This window comes from Kitasatospora nipponensis (assembly GCF_039528135.1).
Taxonomy (GTDB): Bacteria; Actinomycetota; Actinomycetes; order Streptomycetales; family Streptomycetaceae; genus Kitasatospora; species Kitasatospora nipponensis.
On the sequence record NZ_BAAALF010000105.1, the window covers coordinates 1 to 16,916 of the forward strand.

Below are 16,916 nucleotides of genomic sequence, written 5' to 3' on the forward strand. Positions count from 1 at the left end.
GCTTGGCCAGCAGGGTGGCGTCGACGGCCTTGCCGGCCGCGTCCTTGGCGGTCTGCGCCTGGGCGCCGGCCTGGGCGGAGGCGGTCTTGGTGAGGTCGGCCAGTTGGGCGACCGTCATCGTCTCCTGGTCGTGGGCGGCCGCGGTCTGGTAGCCGTACTGCAGGAACTGCTGGACGTCGTCCATCGAGCCGTTCAGCGCGGTGCTGGCGGCCGCCTTCACCTCCGGCCCGCCGGAGGCCATCAGCTGGGAGAGGTGGACGCGGTCGTCGTCGTCCCGCGCCTTGAACTGGCCCTGGTCGAGGAACTGGTCGACGTCGGTCATGGTGCCGTCGAGGGCCTTGCCGGCGGCGGCCTTCACGCCCGGTCCGCCGGCCGACATGATCTGTGACAGCCGCACCCGCTGGTCGTCCTCGTAGGCCTTCTGGGCCCCCTTGTCGAGGAACTTCTTCAGGTCGTCGGCCGAGCCCTTCAGCGCGGCCGTGCCCGCTGCACGAACCCCGGGACCGGAGTTCGCGACCAGGGTCTCGATCTGTGTGCGCAGGTCCTGGTCGGTCGCCGCGGCCTGGCCGCTCGTCAGGAACGCCTTCAGGTCGTCGGCCGAACCGGTCAGCGCCGTCTCAGCGGCGTGGCGCACGGCCGACCCGCCGGCCTGCCAGGCCGCGACGGCCTTGACCCGGTCCGGGTCCGCGGCGGTGGCGGGCGCCGTGTCGGCCGCCACCGCGGGAGTCGTCAGCAGCCCGGTCAGCAGGCTGGCGGCCACGAACCCGGCTGCCAGCCGTGATCGGGCCCGTGATGTCAGTGACATCCTCATGGGAGTCATGGGAGCTTCGCCGTCTCATTCCTGTTTCGGGCACCGAAGTGCCGTGATGGCCACCGGCGGGGGTGCCGGCGGTGGGGGGAGATCCTTCGGGGTGCGCGCGGAGGCGGGAAGCGCCGTCTCGCGCGAGCGGGTCGACCCCGTGTTCGTTCGGCGTGCCGTCTCCGGCAGGCACCCTGCCTCCCGGAGACGGCACGGCCTCCGGTGACGCCGATGCGTTGCCGCGGACGTCAGCCGGTGAGCGAGGTGGTGCGGTCCCGCGCGTCGAAGCGTGCGGAAACCCCCGAGCGGCGCGCCGGTGACGCGTGGTCAGGTCCCGTGTCGGAAACCGCAGCCGGCCGTGCGGAGCCAGGCGCGGGATGCCTCTCGCCGGTGTGGCGGCATCGGGCGGCGGTCGCCGGGATCCGGACGCCGGCGGGGATCGCAAGGGCCGCGCCGACGGGCCGGGCCAGTCTGCGAACGGTATCCACAGGGACTCCAGAAAGGGAGATGCGCCTGGGAGCGAACCAGCACCCCCGAGCTGGCAAGAAAGAATCGATCGGACGCTATCGAGAGGAAATCCAGCACGTCAAGGAACCCGGTGGGCCCTCCGGTCAGCTGACCGACGACCAGACGCCGCACGGGAAATCGCGTCCGGCGCATCCGAATCCTGATACCCGGGATGCGGACATTAAGGATTTATGAGAAGACGCGACCCCACCCCTCGACCATTACGATTCGATGACGCTTCCCCCCGCCTGATGACGCGCCCCCGACCCGGCCTCGGCGCCGGCACCCACGGCGCTGGGCGCCCGGTGCCAGGAGGCACAGTTGACGTCGGCTGCACCACCACCCTGCGCTGGAACAGCGGCGCACCGCGGAGCGTCTCGACCGGATCGTCCATCCCCCGCTCGTCGACGGCGAGGGTCCGGGACATCCTCAACTCCCGCGCCCGCCCCGCCACCGCCAACGGCGTCAAGCTCACCGGCAACGTCTGCGACCTCGTTGAGCCTGACGCTTTGTGGCCAGGCGCTCAGAACCTGAGCAGATCGCCCGCGACATCGACGGTCCTGGGGAACCGGTCCAGGCCCTGCCGGGCCTGGTCGGCGTCGATCCAGGCGCTGACCTTGAGCTGGCCTTGCCCGTGCTGCTCGTCGGTCACGTGCCACTTCCCCTTTCGGAGCGCGCCCACCACACCCGGCCCCTTGCTGTTCAGATACTTCGTCAGATTGCTCCGATCGTGCTGGCCTCGGGACGTGAAGCTGATGTCCAGCAGGATCCGGGCCTTCGACTCGTCCCCCTGCAGCTGGTAAACAACGCCGGTGGGCGGAGCGTAGAACGCACTGGACGTGTCGGCATCCCACTCGTAGTTGCGCATCGCCTCGCTACGGGCTGCGATCCCCTCAGCGAGCAGCTCGGTGTCGGTCACCTGTTCCGGATCCAGATGGGCGGCCCGAAGCCGGGACATCTCATCGTGGATGGCCGGCACGTCGATCCTCGCCAACTGGCCCTCTGCAGTCGCGCCGACCACGCAGCGGGCATACCGCCGGGGCAGTGACTGCCAGGTGGTGCCGGTAATGGCGGAGGTCGCCTGATGGACATCGCCGCGCCACTGCACCCCGGTGTGCTGGCCCGGGTAAGGGTCCTTGCCGGAGCAGAGATAGAAGAGGGTCATCCCGAGTCCGAAGGAGTCCACCGCCCCGCTCCTGGTGGTGACGTTGCGGATGTAGGTCGAACCCGGCTCCACCCCACGCCAGTCTTCGTCACGCGTCGATGCGGGCGATCTTTCGGCCTGCCTTGAGGTAGAAGGTCGCTTCCCCGGTGATGTCGGCCTCGCTGACGAGGGCGGACAGCGGCTGTTGGGTGGTGTCCTGGTCGAGCTGGGTGGTGTGCTGTTCGCCGTCCGCCGTTTCGGCGATGAGACGGAGGCCGTTCTGGGCGGCGACGCGGCGGGCGGCGGAGTTGCTGGGGGCGAAGCCGAGGATCTGGGTGAGCACGGTGACCAGTGGGGTGTCGGCGTGCTCCTTGAGGGAGATGGCCGGGAGGTTCTGCGTTTCGCCGAAGGTCCGCTTGGAGAAGCGGGCGGTGAACTCGGCGCGGGCGGCCTCGGCGGCCTCCAGTCCGTGGAGGGTGGCGGTGACCTCGCCGGCGAGGATCCGCTTGATGGCCATGGGGTGCGCGGTGCCGTCGGCCACGCGCGCGGTGACGGCGGTGATCTCCTCGTCGGTCCACTCGGTGAGCTGCTTGAGGTAGGGCTCGATGAGGTGGTCGGGGATGGACATCACGCGGCCGAAGATCTCGTCCGGGGAGGAGGAGAGTCCGACGTAGTTGCCCTTGGACTTGCTCATCTTGGCGCCGGTGCCGTCGGTGCCCTCGATGAGCGGGGTGGTGATGATGACCTCGGGGGTCTGCTCGCGGATCTCCATGACCTTGCGGCACATCTGGAGATTCAGGAGTTGGTCCACGCCGCCGAGTTCGACGTCCGCGTCGATGGCCACGGAGTCGAGGGCCATGACGACGGAGTAGACGAACTCGGCGACCGAGAGGCCGTCGCCGGCGGCGAGGCGGTTGCGGAAGTCGTCGCGCTGGAGGGTCATCGAGACCGGGACGTGGGCCAGGATGCCCACCAGTTCGGGGAGGCTGACCTTGTTCAGCCACTCGCCGTTGAAGCGGAGGTCGGCGCGCGTGAAGTCGATGAACGGGGTGACCTGTTGCTGGTAGCCGCTCAGGTTGTGGGCGATGTCAGCATCGGTGAGTGCCGGGCGCTCGGAGGAGCGGCCGGACGGGTCGCCGATCTTGGCGGTGACGTCGCCGATGATGAAGACGACGTGGTGGCCCATGCGCTGGAAGCGGGACGCGATGATGATCGGCACTGAGTGGCCCAGGTGAACGTCCGGGGACGTCGGGTCGATGCCGTACTTGACGACGAGTGGCCGACCCTCTGCCTGGGCAGCGGTGATCTTCTCCGCGAGCGCGGACGCGGAGGGGATGACGTTGATCGCGCGGCCTTCGACCAGCGCGGCCTGTTCGGCCGGGGAGAGGTCGGACAGGTCCAGCGAGCGGCGACTGTGGGTCTCTTCCAAGAGCCGGGCGACCGTATAGTCCGCGGCCAGGTCCGACCCCTTGAGGATCTCCATGGCGCGGACTACGGACTCGCTGAGACGGCTCATGGCGTCGTTACGCTCCTGGGTCTGTCGGCCGGCGTGGCCAGCGGGTATCGGGGGAGGCACGTGACGCTAGCAGCGTGGTGCGCGGGGCTGCATTTGCTTATTTGCCTGGCCCTTCGGCGAAGCGGCGGAGGAATCGTCGGGGCTGGGACGGCTGCTGGGGGTCGTCGGGGGTGGGCGAGCAGGAGGTCGCGGGTAGCGATGGCGAAGGTGTGGAGCCAGGCCGTAACCGGGCAGTGGCCGCGGAGGAGTTGGAGGTGGGCTTCCATGCGGTGGCTGGCGGCGCGGGCGCGGTAGCGGTGGCCAAGGCGGGCGGGATGGTCGTGCGGGTGACGAGACGCTGGGTTTCGTCAGGCGAGGGCCGCGAAGCTGGTGGTTGACTCGCCGATCGAACGTGTTTCGGCCAAGGTTGCCGACGTCGATCACTGAACAATTGACGCTGAGTCAGATCAATTTGTACGCTACGTAGCTGAATGGTGACGCGAGCTTCTGGAGGAGTGATGGGCCAGCCCTGGGACGCGGATCCCGACGCCGTGCTGACCCGGCGCGTGGGTAAGTCGCCGACCGAGCTGGGCACGACTGGAGGACGGGACGGCTGTCCCGACATCTGGGAGCTCGACAATGGCGACATCGCTGTCGTCGGACGCGACCTGACTGAGACCTACAAGGCTCGACTCCCTCAGGACCTGGTTGTCGGTGAGGGGGAGCGTCTCGTGGTCATTCCTCGGGTCACCCTCCTCGCCGCGAAGGCGGACCTGCCGGATGCGTGCCCTCTTTGGCGATGCGCCAGGTGACCGGCTCCCTCTCGACGTCTATCGAGATGATTTCCGGAAGCGGGACTTCGCGGTCGACGGCTATGACTTGTGGAAGCTGGAGCGACGCCAGCAATTCCAGGAGCCTGAAGACGCCAGCTGGCGCGCCTATGACGAAGGGGACTGTGCGCGGGCGCTGCAGCTGATCGAGGCCAGACGTGATGACCTGCTCCAGCTCTCCCGCCTGGCCACTTGATCACGGCTGTCGTTTGCTACGGGTGCGCGTCGTCGAGTGCCCAGTCACCCCCTATCTGGCCAGGAGGCGTTCCCTCAGCACCCGGACGCCGAGGTCATCCTCAGCTTCCCCGGTCTCGGCGTCCAGCTCGGCGCCCGGGTGCTGGCCGAGATCGGCGACGACCGCACCCGGTTCGCCGACGCCCGCGGCCTGAAGGCCTACGCCGGTGCCTCCCCCGTCACCCGGGCCTCCGGGAAGAAGTCCAGCATCACCCGCCGATGGGTGAAGAACGACTGGCTCAACCACGCCGGCTACCTGTGGGCGTTCGCCGCCCTGACCAACTCGCCCGGTGCCATGGCCCACTACCGGCACCGCCGCGACGACGCCGGGGACCGGCACGCCGCCGGCCAACGCAACCTCTTCAACCGCATGCTCGGCCAGCTCTACCACTACCTCAAGAGCCGCCGACTCTTCGACGAGCAGACCGCGTTCCCGGTACCGGTCGTGGCTGCTGCTGCCTGATGGTTCAGGCAGCGGGCTCGGCAGCGCCGAGGCAGTCTTCCAGCGCGGCTCGTCGGTCGGGCGGCAGGTGGACCCCGAGCGGGGTCTGCCGCTGACTGTGCTCGCCGTCGCAGATCCAGCTCCGCTCATCCGTGTCGAACGCCCACTGCTGGGCGCCCCACATCGGGTGACCTGCGAGCAGGAGCTGGGCCAGTGCTTCAGACCTTTCGGAAGCGCCGTGGGCGATCAGCGCCGCGAGCACGGTGGTCACGGCCTCCTCGGGAACCGCAGAGTCGCCCAGTACAGGCAGGAGGAGCAGCAACCGGGCATGGGGATCGGTGACCCCGTCCACTCCGTCCGGGGCGTGGAGGAACGCGGTGAGCTCCGCCCAGCACAGGCCCGGGCCGATGCGGTCCTGGTCCGTGCTGGCCAGGACCACGTCCGTGCTTCCCGGACTGACCAGGAAGTAGTCCGTACTCGTATAGTCCTCGCCGCTGTTGTAGTGCACGACGATCGAGAACCCGCCCTCCAGCGGGACCGTGAACATCGGCCAGGCCGACTTGTCGTGCAGGCGCTCCAGCATGGCGCTGGCATCGGCGCTGTCCACCCCGAAGACCTCCGGCGGCACGTTGCCGCACAGATCGACCAGGTGTGCAGCCCAGAAGCCGGGGTCCTTCAGCAACGGGAGACCGTCCACAACGGGAGCCGAGGAGTACCAGTGCCGAGCCGTCACCATGCGCCGATTCTGGCGCACGAAGAGCCGCTCTGTTCGACTGCCCCGGGCACTGCCCGAGGTCCACCTGTCGGCTTCGCACCGTGAGGTGTCTGGTGGCTGGTGTTGATCAGTCGGTCCAGGAGTGACTCGGCGACGACGGGGTTGGGGAAGAGTGGATACCAGTTGCTGGGCGCCCGGTTGCTGGTGATGATCAGCGAGTGTCCCTGCCGCTCGGAGAGCAGCTCGTAGAGGTCGTCGGCCTGGGCCGCGCTCAGCTGCCGCATGGCGAAGTCGTCCAGGAAGAGGACGTCGGGTCGGATCAGCTCTCGCATGTGCTCGTCCCAGGTGCGGTCCGCGTGGCCGCCGGCGAGCTGGGCCAGGACCCGGCTGGTCTTGGCGAAGCGGACGTTGGCGCCCTGGCGGACGGCGAGGTGGCCGAGAGCTTGGGCGACGTGTGTCGTGCCGACGTCGAGCAGACCGAACAAGATCACCGACTCGCCGGCATGGAGCCAGTGCAGGGCGGCCAGGTCGCGGATCTGGACTGCTGGCAGCTTCGGAGAACCGGCGAAGTCGAACTCCTCCAGAGTAACCTGCTGCTCGAACTTCGCCTTCTGCAAGCGCCGTTGGAAGGCAACGGTCTCACGGCGGGTGAAGACGTCGCCCTCGGCCACGTGACCAAGCTTCGGTGGAACGACCCCGAAAAGTGGATCAAATCCACCGGCATCGCCCACGAGCCCCTGATCACCACCGGCGACTTCTACCAGGTCCAGCTGAAACTGAAAGCCCGCGCCACCAGCCAAGCCACCGAGCGCAAGCCTCGCGCCACCGAAGGCCCCTACGTGTGCATGCGCAAGATGCAGGGCAACTTCAACAACGGCCATCCCCACTACCGCTGCCGCTACTCCAGCGAATACGCCCAGAGCCACGCCCTCGACCGCCCGCTGACCGTCCACCTGCGCGAGGACGTGCTCCTCCCTGTCCTCGACAGCTGGATCGGTACCGTCTTCGCGCCCGGCAGGCTCAAGCGCACCATTCACGAAATGCAAGAAGCCCAGGCCGTCAGCGGCCCTGACCCCGCCGTCCTCGAAGCAGCACGCCGCGACCTGGACACAAGTGCCGCCCGGCTCACCAGCTACCGCGCCGCCCTTGACGCCGGCGGTGACCCTGCCACCGTCGCCGGGTGGATCAACGAAGCTCGCCTCGACCAGGCCACCGCCCAGCAGCGCCTGAACCAGCTCACCGCCGAAGCACCGCCCACCCTGACGGGCGACCAGGTCCAGGCGGTGATCGCCAAGCTCGGTAACCTGACCGACCGGCTCATGCAGGCGAAACCCGAGCGGAAGGCGCCTCTCTACGAGGCATTCGGCCTCAAACTGGTCTACGACGCAAAGAAGCGGGTCGTGACTGTTGAGTCATGACCCGCATCTTCTATGTGTCCGAGGCCGGATACAGACCGTGAGCCGACAGCGGTCGGGGGTGTTGGGGGGAGCTGGATCTGGCTGCTCCCAGATGACCCGTTGCAGCCGACACCTGGTATTTGGCTGGCGTCTGCGTCCTGATGTCATGGCCGTGCGGCGGCGGCAGCGGTTGGCATGTGGCTCGACTTCAGTCCTTTGAGTGATGGAGGCGCGATTGACGGTACGCCATTGCCCTATTTGTCGGCATCGTAGTGCTGTCGAATCGCGCTTCCACGCACATCAAGGGCCTTGCCGAACTGCAGGGCAGCCTGGCAGCATCACGTCCCATGACGAACAGAATCGAGTCCGCCTCCCGCTGGTGAGCGCGATCAACGGGCCGACCGGGTTCGGCCCGCGAGTCCCGCTCCACCAACATGCGCTGCGCCTACACCGCGCGACCCCTGACGGCTCGCTCCACCGGGACGGCCACCCGTACCCCGACGAGGACGACGGCCGCCGAGCCTCCCACGAGCGCCGTAGTCGCCACCACGCTGGCGACTACGCACGCCGCGGGCACGATGTCGCGGCTCTACTCGAACAGCGCCTGACGAGACCGCTGAGTCCCGCCGGGCTCCGGTTGATGGCGGGTGCACTTGCAGGCTTGGACGTGCCGATCCACCGTGACCGGTCCATCGCCGCGCTGGTCGCCCGTCACGACTCGGACCGAATCCGCACCGTGGGCCGTTACCTAGTCCGCCACGGCACCAGCCGCTCGGTGGCGACGGCCGGTCTAGCCCTGCTCGCCGAGACGGCCACCGAAGCGGACATCCCGCTGATCCAGACCATCGGCCTGCTCTCCAACCACTTCGGCTCGCTGGCCGCCCGTGCCCTCGAGCAACTGCCGGATGGCATACCCGCACTGCTGTGGCTCGCCGACCGGGTGAGCGGATGGGGCCGCGTCTACGTCGTCGAAGCACTCTGCAGGCTGGCCGACCCCCGCGCCCGCCCCTGGCTGCTGCGACGTGCGGCGGACGGCGACTTCCTCAACGGCTACTTCGCGGCGAAGGTCGCCCGAGTCACAGCCGTCCACGAGGCGATCGCCGATCCCGCTGCCGACAGCGAGGTGGTCGACCACACCGGCGCACTGCTGAGCATCATGACCGAGTGCGGGGGAATGGGCGGCACACTCGCCCACCACCCGCAGGCCTGCGCCATGCTCACCGCCTACGCCCAGCAGATCGCGCAGCTGGAACCCACTCTGGGTCGCTTCACCTCCATCCGAGCGCTGGCCGACGACCTCACCAACGGCATGACCGCCAGGCTCGACTGGCCACCGGGCCACCTCGACCGTATTCGGGAGATGTACGCAGCGCTCCTTCGCCGACCTGGTTGGGCCGAGCACGTGCAGGAGCTCCTCGACGACCCGAACCCAGTAGTGCGCCGACGAGCCTGGTGGGCGGCGGGACGTCTCGGACTTCGACTCCCCGACACCCAAGAGAAGTGACACCCTGTTGGTCTCCCGACCCCTCCTCGGTGCCGAGAGACCAACAGTGCCGAGGCACGGAGCTGGTTCTCGCTGGGCGCCTCCCGCTGCTTGCTGTCGGTGCCGCAGCCCATGATGGCCACCGTGATGACCAGTACTGATGAGGAACCACTGGATTTCGTCCGGCCCGGGTAGTAGCCGTTATCAGCGGTCCAAGGGCTCGATGTCTACTCGGGGCTGTCTTCGTTCAGCAGGATGTCGGGGAGTGGCCGGGGCCGCAGTCGAAGCCCACCCGAGTCGAACTGAGGGCAGCACGGCGAGCCGGAGAGCTTGCTGCTAGCGTCCCGCCATGACAGGCCATCCCCGTGCCCTCCAGTTGCTCCGAGAGCGTCCCGATCTCGCGGAACTCGCGGCGTACCCGTTCAACTTCGACATTGCCCGGGACGAGCACTGCGAGGCCGTGCGGCTGGCCTCGGGTGCTGGGCTGGCGGCGGTCGCGGGGGACGATACCGGCGGGACGTTCTTCGTCTGTGCGGGTGGGGAGGTGCTGTACGCCGGTTCCGAGGGTGAGGCCGGACTGATCGCCGACGGTGTGGACGAGGCTCTGGAAGTCCTGATCGGCCTGCCGGGTTGGCGCGACTACACCGGTCTCGACCCGCACGCCGACGACGCCACGCTCGCGGCAGCGGCGGCAGACACTGAGGACGAGCTCCGCGAGTACGACCCGGACCTCGACGACTACCGCACCGCCTTGCTCGCCGCACTGGGACTGCGCGAGATCCTGCAACCGCAGCTGATCCGCCGCCTGCACCAGGCCCTGCTGCGCACTGAGCCCGACTTCCTCCTCCTCAACACGCAGGAGGGCTGTGCTTACGAGCTGCTGGACCGACTGCCGCGCCCACCGTTGTGGCAGACCGTCCTTGAGCCCGGTCGGACGGACTTGGTCCTGCTGCGCACTGATCCCACCTGCTGGTCCGAGGTGGCGGGCAATGCGTCGCGGCGGGCGATGGCCCTGCGCGCAGCCCAGTACGACCGACGCGCGACGGATCTGCCGTTCCTGCGCGTTCTGCTCCAGCGCGAGGCCCGGCACGGCGCCACGGAGGAGTTGCGCCGGGCCGCAGTGCTCGTGGGCCTGCACGGCCAGGACCAGGACCACCAGCTCCTGCGCTCTCTCCGCGAAACGAGCTTCGATGCCCACTGCCTACTCGGAGAATTCCCCGACACCACAGCGGAGTTGATCAGGTGGGCGACCGAGTTCGACGAGTCCAACTACGGTGTAGACCCGGGGGACGAGCCTGAGCTCACCTGGGCGGAGCTGGCCCGCCGCCAGGGGCGCACCGAGCTGGCCCGCACCGCGTTGCTACGTCTGCTCGATGACGCCGGGCCACGTGACGCTGCCCTGCTCGCAAGCCTTGCCGGTGAGCTCGCAAGACTCGGGGACTTCGCGCAGGCAGCTCGCGCCCGGCACTTGCACGCGTCTCTCCAGGACGACCCCGCGGATCGCGGTGCGGCACTGGTCGACCTCGCCTCCCTGCAGCGCAGAGCCGGCGACATCGAGGCAGCCTGGCACTCCCTGCAGCAGGCCGTCGCCGCTCTCGATGGCCCGCCCCCGCCACCGCCCAGTGACCAACTGGTACTCGAACTCGACCTTTCGGAACCGCAGTGCCCTGCCCTCGGTTGGCGTGCACTGGGTCTCGGTCTCAATGTCACCGAGGAGCACCTCCGCATCGCCCACGAGGCCACGACGATCGGCCCGCCTGCCGTCGCTCGGGCAGCGCTGGCGGCCGGGACCACGTTGCTGACGGAGTTGCCGCGCCCGACCGAGGCTCTGCGCCTGCTGGCTCGGGAGATGACGGCGATGCTGGGCGGCGCTTCGTCGCCCGTTCCTGATCCGTCCGGCAGTGCCGGCGGCTGATGGCTACTTTGGCTGAGCCAGCTGCGGGGCAGCCGGAGCGATGGCACCGTCAGTTCTGATCCGCGATCCGGCTGCCCGCCTGCCTGGGGCCGACCGGTTACCGGTGAGGGGGTGCTCTGAAGCCAGACCGGTGTCTGGCTTCAACTCTGTACCGAACCACCGTCGGGTTCGCATCTGGGCGGCACAGGTTTTGGCGGGGTCTGGTTGGGTTGGTTCGTGGTGCTGCTCGCGCTCACGGCTGATCCGCAGAGCGACCACCAGCTCGCGCTGATCCGGCACGGCGGCGACATCCGATGGTTCAGTGGGACTGTCTCACGCTGGCCCGAGGCTCGGGAGGCCGAGGAGGTGGGACGGGCACTCGCCGACCACCTCGGTGTGTTCGCCAGCCACGACCGGCCCAACGACGAGGCATCACGTTGGAGGGACCACCAGGGTTGTTACCCGACGTGAGGGCAGCGGGACGGCCGAGAGCTGGCGAGGGCTTCGGTAGCCTGACGATGTGATCGACCATCAGCGTGCGGCCGCAGCTGTGGTCGGCTCCGCAGCAGGGGACGCGTTGGGAGCCCAGTTCGAGTTCGGCCCTGCCGGGGTGTTCTCGACCGCTTCCCGGTGTCGGCGCCCGGCGGTGAGATGTGCGGGGGCGGTGGCTGGGAGATCGGCGAGGCCACGGACGACACGCAGATGGCCGTGATGGTCCGCCGAGTCGCTGCTGGATCACGGCGGGTTGGACCTGCCGGACATCTTCGCCCGTTTCCAGCGCTGGGCCGTCTCCGAGCCCAAGGACATCGGGCTGCAGACGGAGGACGTCCTGACCAACGACATGCCGTAGGACCTCGCCGCAGCCGTCCACTTCCAAGTCAACCTGCGCGCCGCCGGCAACGGCTCGCTGATGAGGGCGGCGACCTCGGCGGTGTACTTCGCCCGCGACGGCCGGCAGGCGACCATGGACGCCGCCCGACGGATCCCCGCCCTGACCCACGGCGACAGCGCGGCCTGGGAAGGCACTGCCATCTTCCACGAGTCGGTCCGCCTGGCCTTGGTTGGCGGCGAGCCACTGGCGGGCCTCCCGGAGGTGCTCACCCACGTGAGTCCCCATCACCGCGAGCGCTTGGAAATCGTCCTCGCCCCCACCTGGAATCCGGGCGACGCTACCGAGTACAACGGCGCGGTCTGGCCCTGCCTGGGCTCCGCCGTCTGGGCGGTACGCACCACCACCTCGTTCGAGGCGGCTGTGCGTGCCGCGGTCGACCTCGGTGGCGACACGGATACCGTCGCCGCCGTCACCGGCGGCTTGGCGGGCGCAATCTACGGCCTCGACGCCGTCCCAGCCCGCTGGCCAGAACCCCTCCGCTTACCTCTCCCTGGCCAGGGTGGATGGGTCATGCGCCTGCCGGCGCGGCCAGGTAGTGAGGAAGCCCCAGCCGGCGTCCGGGGCGTTTGGGCCCTGAGGCGTCGTACGCCTGGTGCCGCGACCTGATCGCGGCACACCAGGCCCGGCAGCGGTGGGAGACGGGCCCCGCCGGTCGTGCCCCGTCGGCCCCGCTGCCCGACCAACTTGTAGCACGGGGTGATTCGGGGCGTAGAGCGTCGGTCAGGGGATCGATGTATGTGGGGCGGTTCGGGTGGGGGAATTCCGGCCCATTTCGGGGTCGTTCTCTGGCTGGCCGGATATCAGCCAATTTTCTCCGGCCGGGTTTTCCCGCTCGGCGCCGCGCGCAGGATGGTGAGCGCGTGCCGGTGGCGGACCGGCGGGACCGAGGGGGCTGATGCAGTGGCGACGGACGGGACCGAGACGGCGTGGCGGGTGCTGGGGGCAACAGCGGAGTGGTTGGCCAGGGCTGATGCGAAGGCATCCTTCGTGCTGACGCTGCAGTCGACGGCATTGGCGGTGTTGGGCCTGCTCGCCAGTTCGAATCACGCGGATTCCGGGGGTGGGAGTGCTGCTGCGAAGGTCTTGATCGTCATTGGTGTGCTGTGCATGGTGGTGGGTGTGGGGTTCGCCACTTCGGCAATTCTTCCGAATCTGGGAAAAGGCCGGGAAGAGCGGGGAACGCGCCGGGATTTCATGTTCTTCGGCCATGCCCGCAACCTCGATCCGACGGTCCTGGAGAGCGTATTTCGGGAGGAGGACCCGTTGCCCGCGCTGGCCCGGCAGGTGGTGGTGCTGAGTGATCTAGCCTGGGCCAAGCATCGGCGCGTGCAGTGGTCGCTGCTCCACGCGGTCGGCGGATGTGTCGCGTTCGGCCTCGCCGCGATCGTGGGGTGACGGTTCCGGTGACCATGATGAACTTCCGTTCCCTGGTTTCGCCGGAGGTCTGGTGTGATCTGGTCGACCGTGGGCGGAGACGGACCTTCCAACGGGGGTCGTTGCTGCTCCGCCAGGGCGAGTCGCCGGATTCGGTGATCGTCCTGGTCGAGGGGCAGGTGAGGGTGACACAACTCAACGAGTGTGGCAATGAGTTGGTCCTCATGTTGCGCGGGCCGGGCGAGGTCCTGGGGGAGATGGGGGTCCTCGTGGGGCGTCCGCGGTCGGCGAGCGTGACGGCGGCTCAGCGCTGTGTGGGCATGGTGCTGCCGGCGCATGCGTTTCGCGGTTACGTGGACCGCCACGGACTCCAGGCGGTGATCTACCGGTTGACTGTCGAGCGGCTGAACAGCCATGAGCGGCTGCGGGTCGGGCTGCTGCACGCCAACCCGGTCGCCCGGATAGCGAGCGTGGTGAGCCTGCTGGCCGAGGAGCTGGGGCGGTGGGAGGGGGACCAGGTAGTGGTGGACCTGGGAGTGGCGCGGGCCGAGCTGGCCGCCATGGCCGCGATGAAGCGGTCCTCGGCGGCGGTGGCGCTGAGTTGTCTCCAGGCGGCCGGGATCCTCTCGCTGGCCCGGCGGCGCCTGATCATCACCGACCCCGGACAGCTGACGGCGGCGGCCAGGGGGGAGGCGTACGGGGAAGCAGCTGACGCGATGTGATCCGGCGCACGTCCGTAGCGTCCAATGCTGGACCTTCTCGCCCGGTCGGCTCCACGAAGGTGGCTGTTGCCGCGATGCGCGGTGTCAGACACGACGAGAGGAACCCTTCGTGTTGCCGTCTTGGGAGCCGCTGTGGCCCTACCGGGCCGTACTCGCGGTCGATGCAAGGAACTTCGGCAAGCTGACCAGCCGGGCGATGCAGCGTGTCAACGCGGACATCCCGCAGCTGCTCGCGCAGGCGCTGAGCACCAGCAACGTGAGTGCGCACTGGGAGCGCAGGGTGTTTGGCCAGCACACTGGTGACGGCTATGTCGCTGGAGTGGAGCCGGAGGCCCTGCCAGCCCTGGTTTCCTGCTTCCCGGGCGCACTGCGCGACGAGTTGGCGAACCGCCAGGCGGAGCGGCCCCATGAGACGCCGCTGCAGCTGAGGGTCAGCATCCATGTCGGCCCGCTGCCGACGAGCGGCCTCGGCGAGCCGATGGTGCACACCCACCGGCTGCTGGACGACGAGGCGCTGCGGGAACTGCTGGCGCGCGCCAATCCGGCGATCACCAGCACTGCGGTGATCATCTCGCAGCGGGTCTACGAGGACGTCTTCGAAAGCGGCTGCGTCGGCGGTGCCGCACTGGCGGGGCAGTTCGTCCCACACCTGGTGAAGGTGAAGACCTTCCAGCGCCCCGCCTGGCTGCACATCCCCGGATTCGACTGGAGGCTTGCCGACCCCGCGGTCTTCGAGCGGGGGAACGGACCTGACCCCGCTCCGTCGGCCGACGGAGCGGGGGGCGGACCGCAGCAGCCGGCCCCGCCCGGTTCGGCCAGGGTCTCCTTCAGCCAGCGCGGACAGAAGAACGTCCAGGTCGATAGGCTCGAGAGGCTGGAGATCCGGTGAACGGCTTCGGAATCGGGGCGCCGCGGGAGCCCGGACCACAGGAGGTGCCGCTCGCGCGGACGACGGAGCCGGCTGATCCGGGGCGGGATTTCGGTGCCGTAGAGATCTTGTCGTCGCCGGCAGGGCAGGAGCTGGCGTCCGGTGCTGTCGGGCAGCTGCAGTCGCGGATCGACCAGGACGCGGTCGCCATGAGCCAGGTCGGCGATCGGAACATCCAGGCGTACATGCTTTTCCTGCACGGCGACTTCGTGAACCGGGTGCAGGTGCGGCCGACGGACGCCGAGTTCCTCGCCGCGGACGATAAGCGGTTCGTCCCGCCGCGGAACCTGGCGCAGTGGAAGGTCGGCCTTGATGCCTGCCGGCGCCGCGGGGTGGTGATCCTGAACGCCCCGTCGGGAACAGGCAGGCGGACACAGGCGCTGCGGCTGCTCCGTGACCTGGGTCTGCAGCAGATCGACGACCTGGTCCCCGAGTGGTCCAAGGTGTCTACCCGGCCGCTGCCGGACGACCAGGGCTGCGGTTTCGTCCTCGATCTCTCCAACCTTCCCGAGCCGCCCGCCGCCCAATTCGGGGCTGACCTGGCTGCCTACGGCGAGAAGCTCCGCGTCAAGGGGTCGTACCTGGTGGTGCTGGCCACGCCGGACGACTGGAACGGCCACCTGGCTGACCGGACCGTCGAGTTCACCGCCTGGCCCGAGTCGCCTGACGCGCAGATGCTGGTTGAGACAGAACTCCGGGCTGGACCGGCGGCCGACCGCATCGACTGGCTGAACGGCCCGGAACTGACCGGGATCTGGTCGGGGAATCCGTCCGCCCGCGAGGCCCAGCGACTGGCCGATGTCATTGCCCGAGCCAAGAAGCGGGACGAACTCGCGCTGCTGGTCGATGAGTTCAGGAACTGGCCCACTGCCGTGGAAAGCCTGCTGCAGAGGGGCGGGGCGGAAGCCCGGGACACGGTGCTGGCGATCCGTGCGACGGTGTGGGCGGGCGCCCTACTCGATGGCGGGCAGCGCAGTTCGGTGATCCGGGCCAGCGACGCGTTGCAGAAGGAACTCGCCCTGGAGCGTTCGTCTGCCCACGTGCTCGCCGACGCGACCAGCACGAGCAGGCTCAAGGCTGCCGGTATCGAGCCCGACGGGGAACGCGTCCACCACGACCAGAGCAAGCCCGGCCTGGCGACGGCGATTCTGCGCAGTCTCTGGACCGAATTCCCCACGCAGAGGGGCCTGATCCGGCGGTGGGCCATCGGAGTCGTCGGCGACCGGGGCATTCCCGAGGCCGACGCCCGTCTCGCCGCTGAGGCGCTGCGCAGCTTGGCCGTGGACCGGCGTGATCGGTCCATCCTGGATGAGCTGGCGGACGTCCAGTCCAGCCGCCGGTCGCTGGCGGTGGAGACACTGACAGAGGCAGCTGGCGACCCCGAACTCGGCCGCTACGTTCGCGACAGGCTGCTGCAGTGGGTCAGTAACGGTGGAACCGCCGAGCACAAGGTCGACCTGGTGGTCGAGATCTGCCGCGGGAAGTGGGGTCAGGCGAATCCGACGATGGCACTCACTCGGCTCGGCAAAGCCGCGGGCCACAAGAACCTCGGGTCGGACGCGGTATGCCAGGCCTTCCGGCAGTTGGTCATCAAACGACCGGACGAGGTGCGCAAGGCGGTCGACCAATGGCTCACAGACCCGCGGGCATGGGCGGACCCGCAGCTGAAACGACAGGTGCTCGGCGTCTTCCTCGCCGTCATCGGCAGCGACGAGGGGACCGACCTCGTCCTGGCCGGCGCCAATGAGCCGACCGCCCGAGAGCGGATCGTCCGGGCTTGGCAGGGCCTGCTGAGCATCGAGGGCGGCGAGGCAGCTGGGGTGGCCCAGATGCAGCGCTGGCGAGCCCGGTTCGACCAGGACGACGCCCAGCGGGAGATGGTGCAGAACATGCTGGCCGAAGTCCTTGGTGCGAGCGGATTCCAGCGGTTCTTCGACATGGTGATGATGGACGACAGCAGAACCGTCAGCCCGTTCTGGCGGGAGACGCTGCGGCGCACCTACGGCACGCCCGAGCCGCCGAGGGAGACCTCCACGCCATGAGGACCGGTGGACCCGGCT

The 16,916-nt window shown here is 68.9% G+C and carries 15 protein-coding genes and 2 pseudogenes; 12 read left to right on the forward strand and 5 right to left on the reverse strand.

Going from position 1 to position 16,916, the window contains the following annotated elements; all coding sequences use genetic code 11:
• From ABD323_RS25230 to tyrS, 3 genes are all read right to left on the reverse strand, one after another.
• Positions 1 to 811 (reverse strand): ALF repeat-containing protein (locus ABD323_RS25230; protein WP_344444234.1); only part of this gene is annotated, 811 nt, incomplete at its 3' end.
• Between the two features lie 1,018 nt (positions 812 to 1,829).
• Complete coding sequence (locus ABD323_RS25235) at positions 1,830 to 2,492, reverse strand: hypothetical protein (RefSeq protein WP_344444235.1); 663 nt, start codon at positions 2,490 to 2,492, stop codon at positions 1,830 to 1,832.
• Between the two features lie 67 nt (positions 2,493 to 2,559).
• Positions 2,560 to 3,966, reverse strand: a complete 1,407-nt coding sequence (gene tyrS / locus ABD323_RS25240) for a tyrosine--tRNA ligase (protein ID WP_344444236.1) — start codon at positions 3,964 to 3,966, stop codon at positions 2,560 to 2,562.
• Positions 3,967 to 4,463: 497 nt separating this feature from the next.
• On the opposite strand from tyrS, the gene ABD323_RS25245 reads away from it, so the two are divergent.
• The 3 genes and pseudogenes from ABD323_RS25245 to ABD323_RS25255 all read left to right on the forward strand — a co-directional run.
• A complete protein-coding gene (locus ABD323_RS25245) occupies positions 4,464 to 4,757 on the forward strand; it encodes a hypothetical protein (RefSeq protein ID WP_344444237.1) in 294 nt (97 codons plus the stop codon).
• Positions 4,726 to 4,971: a hypothetical protein gene (locus ABD323_RS25250; RefSeq protein ID WP_344444238.1), complete on the forward strand. Its 246-nt coding sequence runs from the start codon at positions 4,726 to 4,728 to the stop codon at positions 4,969 to 4,971. Before ABD323_RS25245 ends, ABD323_RS25250 begins: the two co-directional genes overlap by 32 nt.
• 60 nt (positions 4,972 to 5,031) lie before the next feature.
• Positions 5,032 to 5,472, forward strand: a pseudogene (locus ABD323_RS25255) (transposase); the annotation flags it as partial.
• A gap of 4 nt (positions 5,473 to 5,476) precedes the next feature.
• Here ABD323_RS25255 and ABD323_RS25260 read toward each other — a convergent pair.
• Both ABD323_RS25260 and ABD323_RS25265 read right to left on the reverse strand, forming a co-directional pair.
• Positions 5,477 to 6,187 (reverse strand): hypothetical protein, encoded by a 711-nt coding sequence (locus ABD323_RS25260; protein WP_344444239.1) that lies wholly within the window; start codon positions 6,185 to 6,187, stop codon positions 5,477 to 5,479.
• On the reverse strand, positions 6,181 to 6,837 hold the full coding sequence (locus ABD323_RS25265; RefSeq protein ID WP_344444240.1) for an ATP-binding protein: 657 nt from the start codon (positions 6,835 to 6,837) through the stop codon (positions 6,181 to 6,183). Before ABD323_RS25265 ends, ABD323_RS25260 begins: the two co-directional genes overlap by 7 nt.
• Here ABD323_RS25265 and ABD323_RS25270 point away from each other — a divergent pair, their 5' ends adjacent.
• The 9 genes and pseudogenes from ABD323_RS25270 to ABD323_RS25310 all read left to right on the forward strand — a co-directional run bounded on the left by ABD323_RS25270 (position 6,838) and on the right by ABD323_RS25310 (position 16,898).
• The gene (locus tag ABD323_RS25270) at positions 6,838 to 7,584 is read left to right on the forward strand and encodes a hypothetical protein (RefSeq protein ID WP_344444241.1); all 747 of its coding nucleotides are present in this window, start codon (positions 6,838 to 6,840) and stop codon (positions 7,582 to 7,584) included.
• A gap of 640 nt (positions 7,585 to 8,224) precedes the next feature.
• The gene (locus tag ABD323_RS25275; protein ID WP_344444242.1) at positions 8,225 to 9,067 is read left to right on the forward strand and encodes a hypothetical protein; all 843 of its coding nucleotides are present in this window, start codon (positions 8,225 to 8,227) and stop codon (positions 9,065 to 9,067) included.
• A gap of 328 nt (positions 9,068 to 9,395) precedes the next feature.
• Complete coding sequence (locus ABD323_RS25280; RefSeq protein WP_344444243.1) at positions 9,396 to 10,961, forward strand: hypothetical protein; 1,566 nt, start codon at positions 9,396 to 9,398, stop codon at positions 10,959 to 10,961.
• Between the two features lie 216 nt (positions 10,962 to 11,177).
• Positions 11,178 to 11,411 carry a hypothetical protein gene (locus ABD323_RS25285; protein ID WP_344444244.1) on the forward strand — a complete coding sequence of 78 codons (234 nt, stop codon included), beginning with the start codon at positions 11,178 to 11,180 and terminating at the stop codon, positions 11,409 to 11,411.
• 49 nt (positions 11,412 to 11,460) lie between these two features.
• Positions 11,461 to 12,438: pseudogene (locus ABD323_RS25290) on the forward strand (ADP-ribosylglycohydrolase family protein).
• Between the two features lie 129 nt (positions 12,439 to 12,567).
• A complete protein-coding gene (locus ABD323_RS25295; RefSeq protein WP_344444245.1) occupies positions 12,568 to 13,227 on the forward strand; it encodes a Pycsar system effector family protein in 660 nt (219 codons plus the stop codon).
• Positions 13,228 to 13,241: 14 nt separating this feature from the next.
• A complete protein-coding gene (locus tag ABD323_RS25300) occupies positions 13,242 to 13,928 on the forward strand; it encodes a Crp/Fnr family transcriptional regulator (RefSeq protein WP_344444257.1) in 687 nt (228 codons plus the stop codon).
• A 109-nt stretch (positions 13,929 to 14,037) separates the two neighbouring features.
• Complete coding sequence (locus ABD323_RS25305; RefSeq protein ID WP_344444246.1) at positions 14,038 to 14,817, forward strand: hypothetical protein; 780 nt, start codon at positions 14,038 to 14,040, stop codon at positions 14,815 to 14,817.
• Positions 14,814 to 16,898, forward strand: coding sequence for a hypothetical protein (locus ABD323_RS25310; RefSeq protein WP_344444247.1), 2,085 nt, complete (start codon positions 14,814 to 14,816; stop codon positions 16,896 to 16,898). The genes ABD323_RS25305 and ABD323_RS25310 overlap by 4 nt, the downstream gene beginning before the upstream one ends.
• The last annotated feature ends 18 nt before the right edge of the window (positions 16,899 to 16,916 follow it).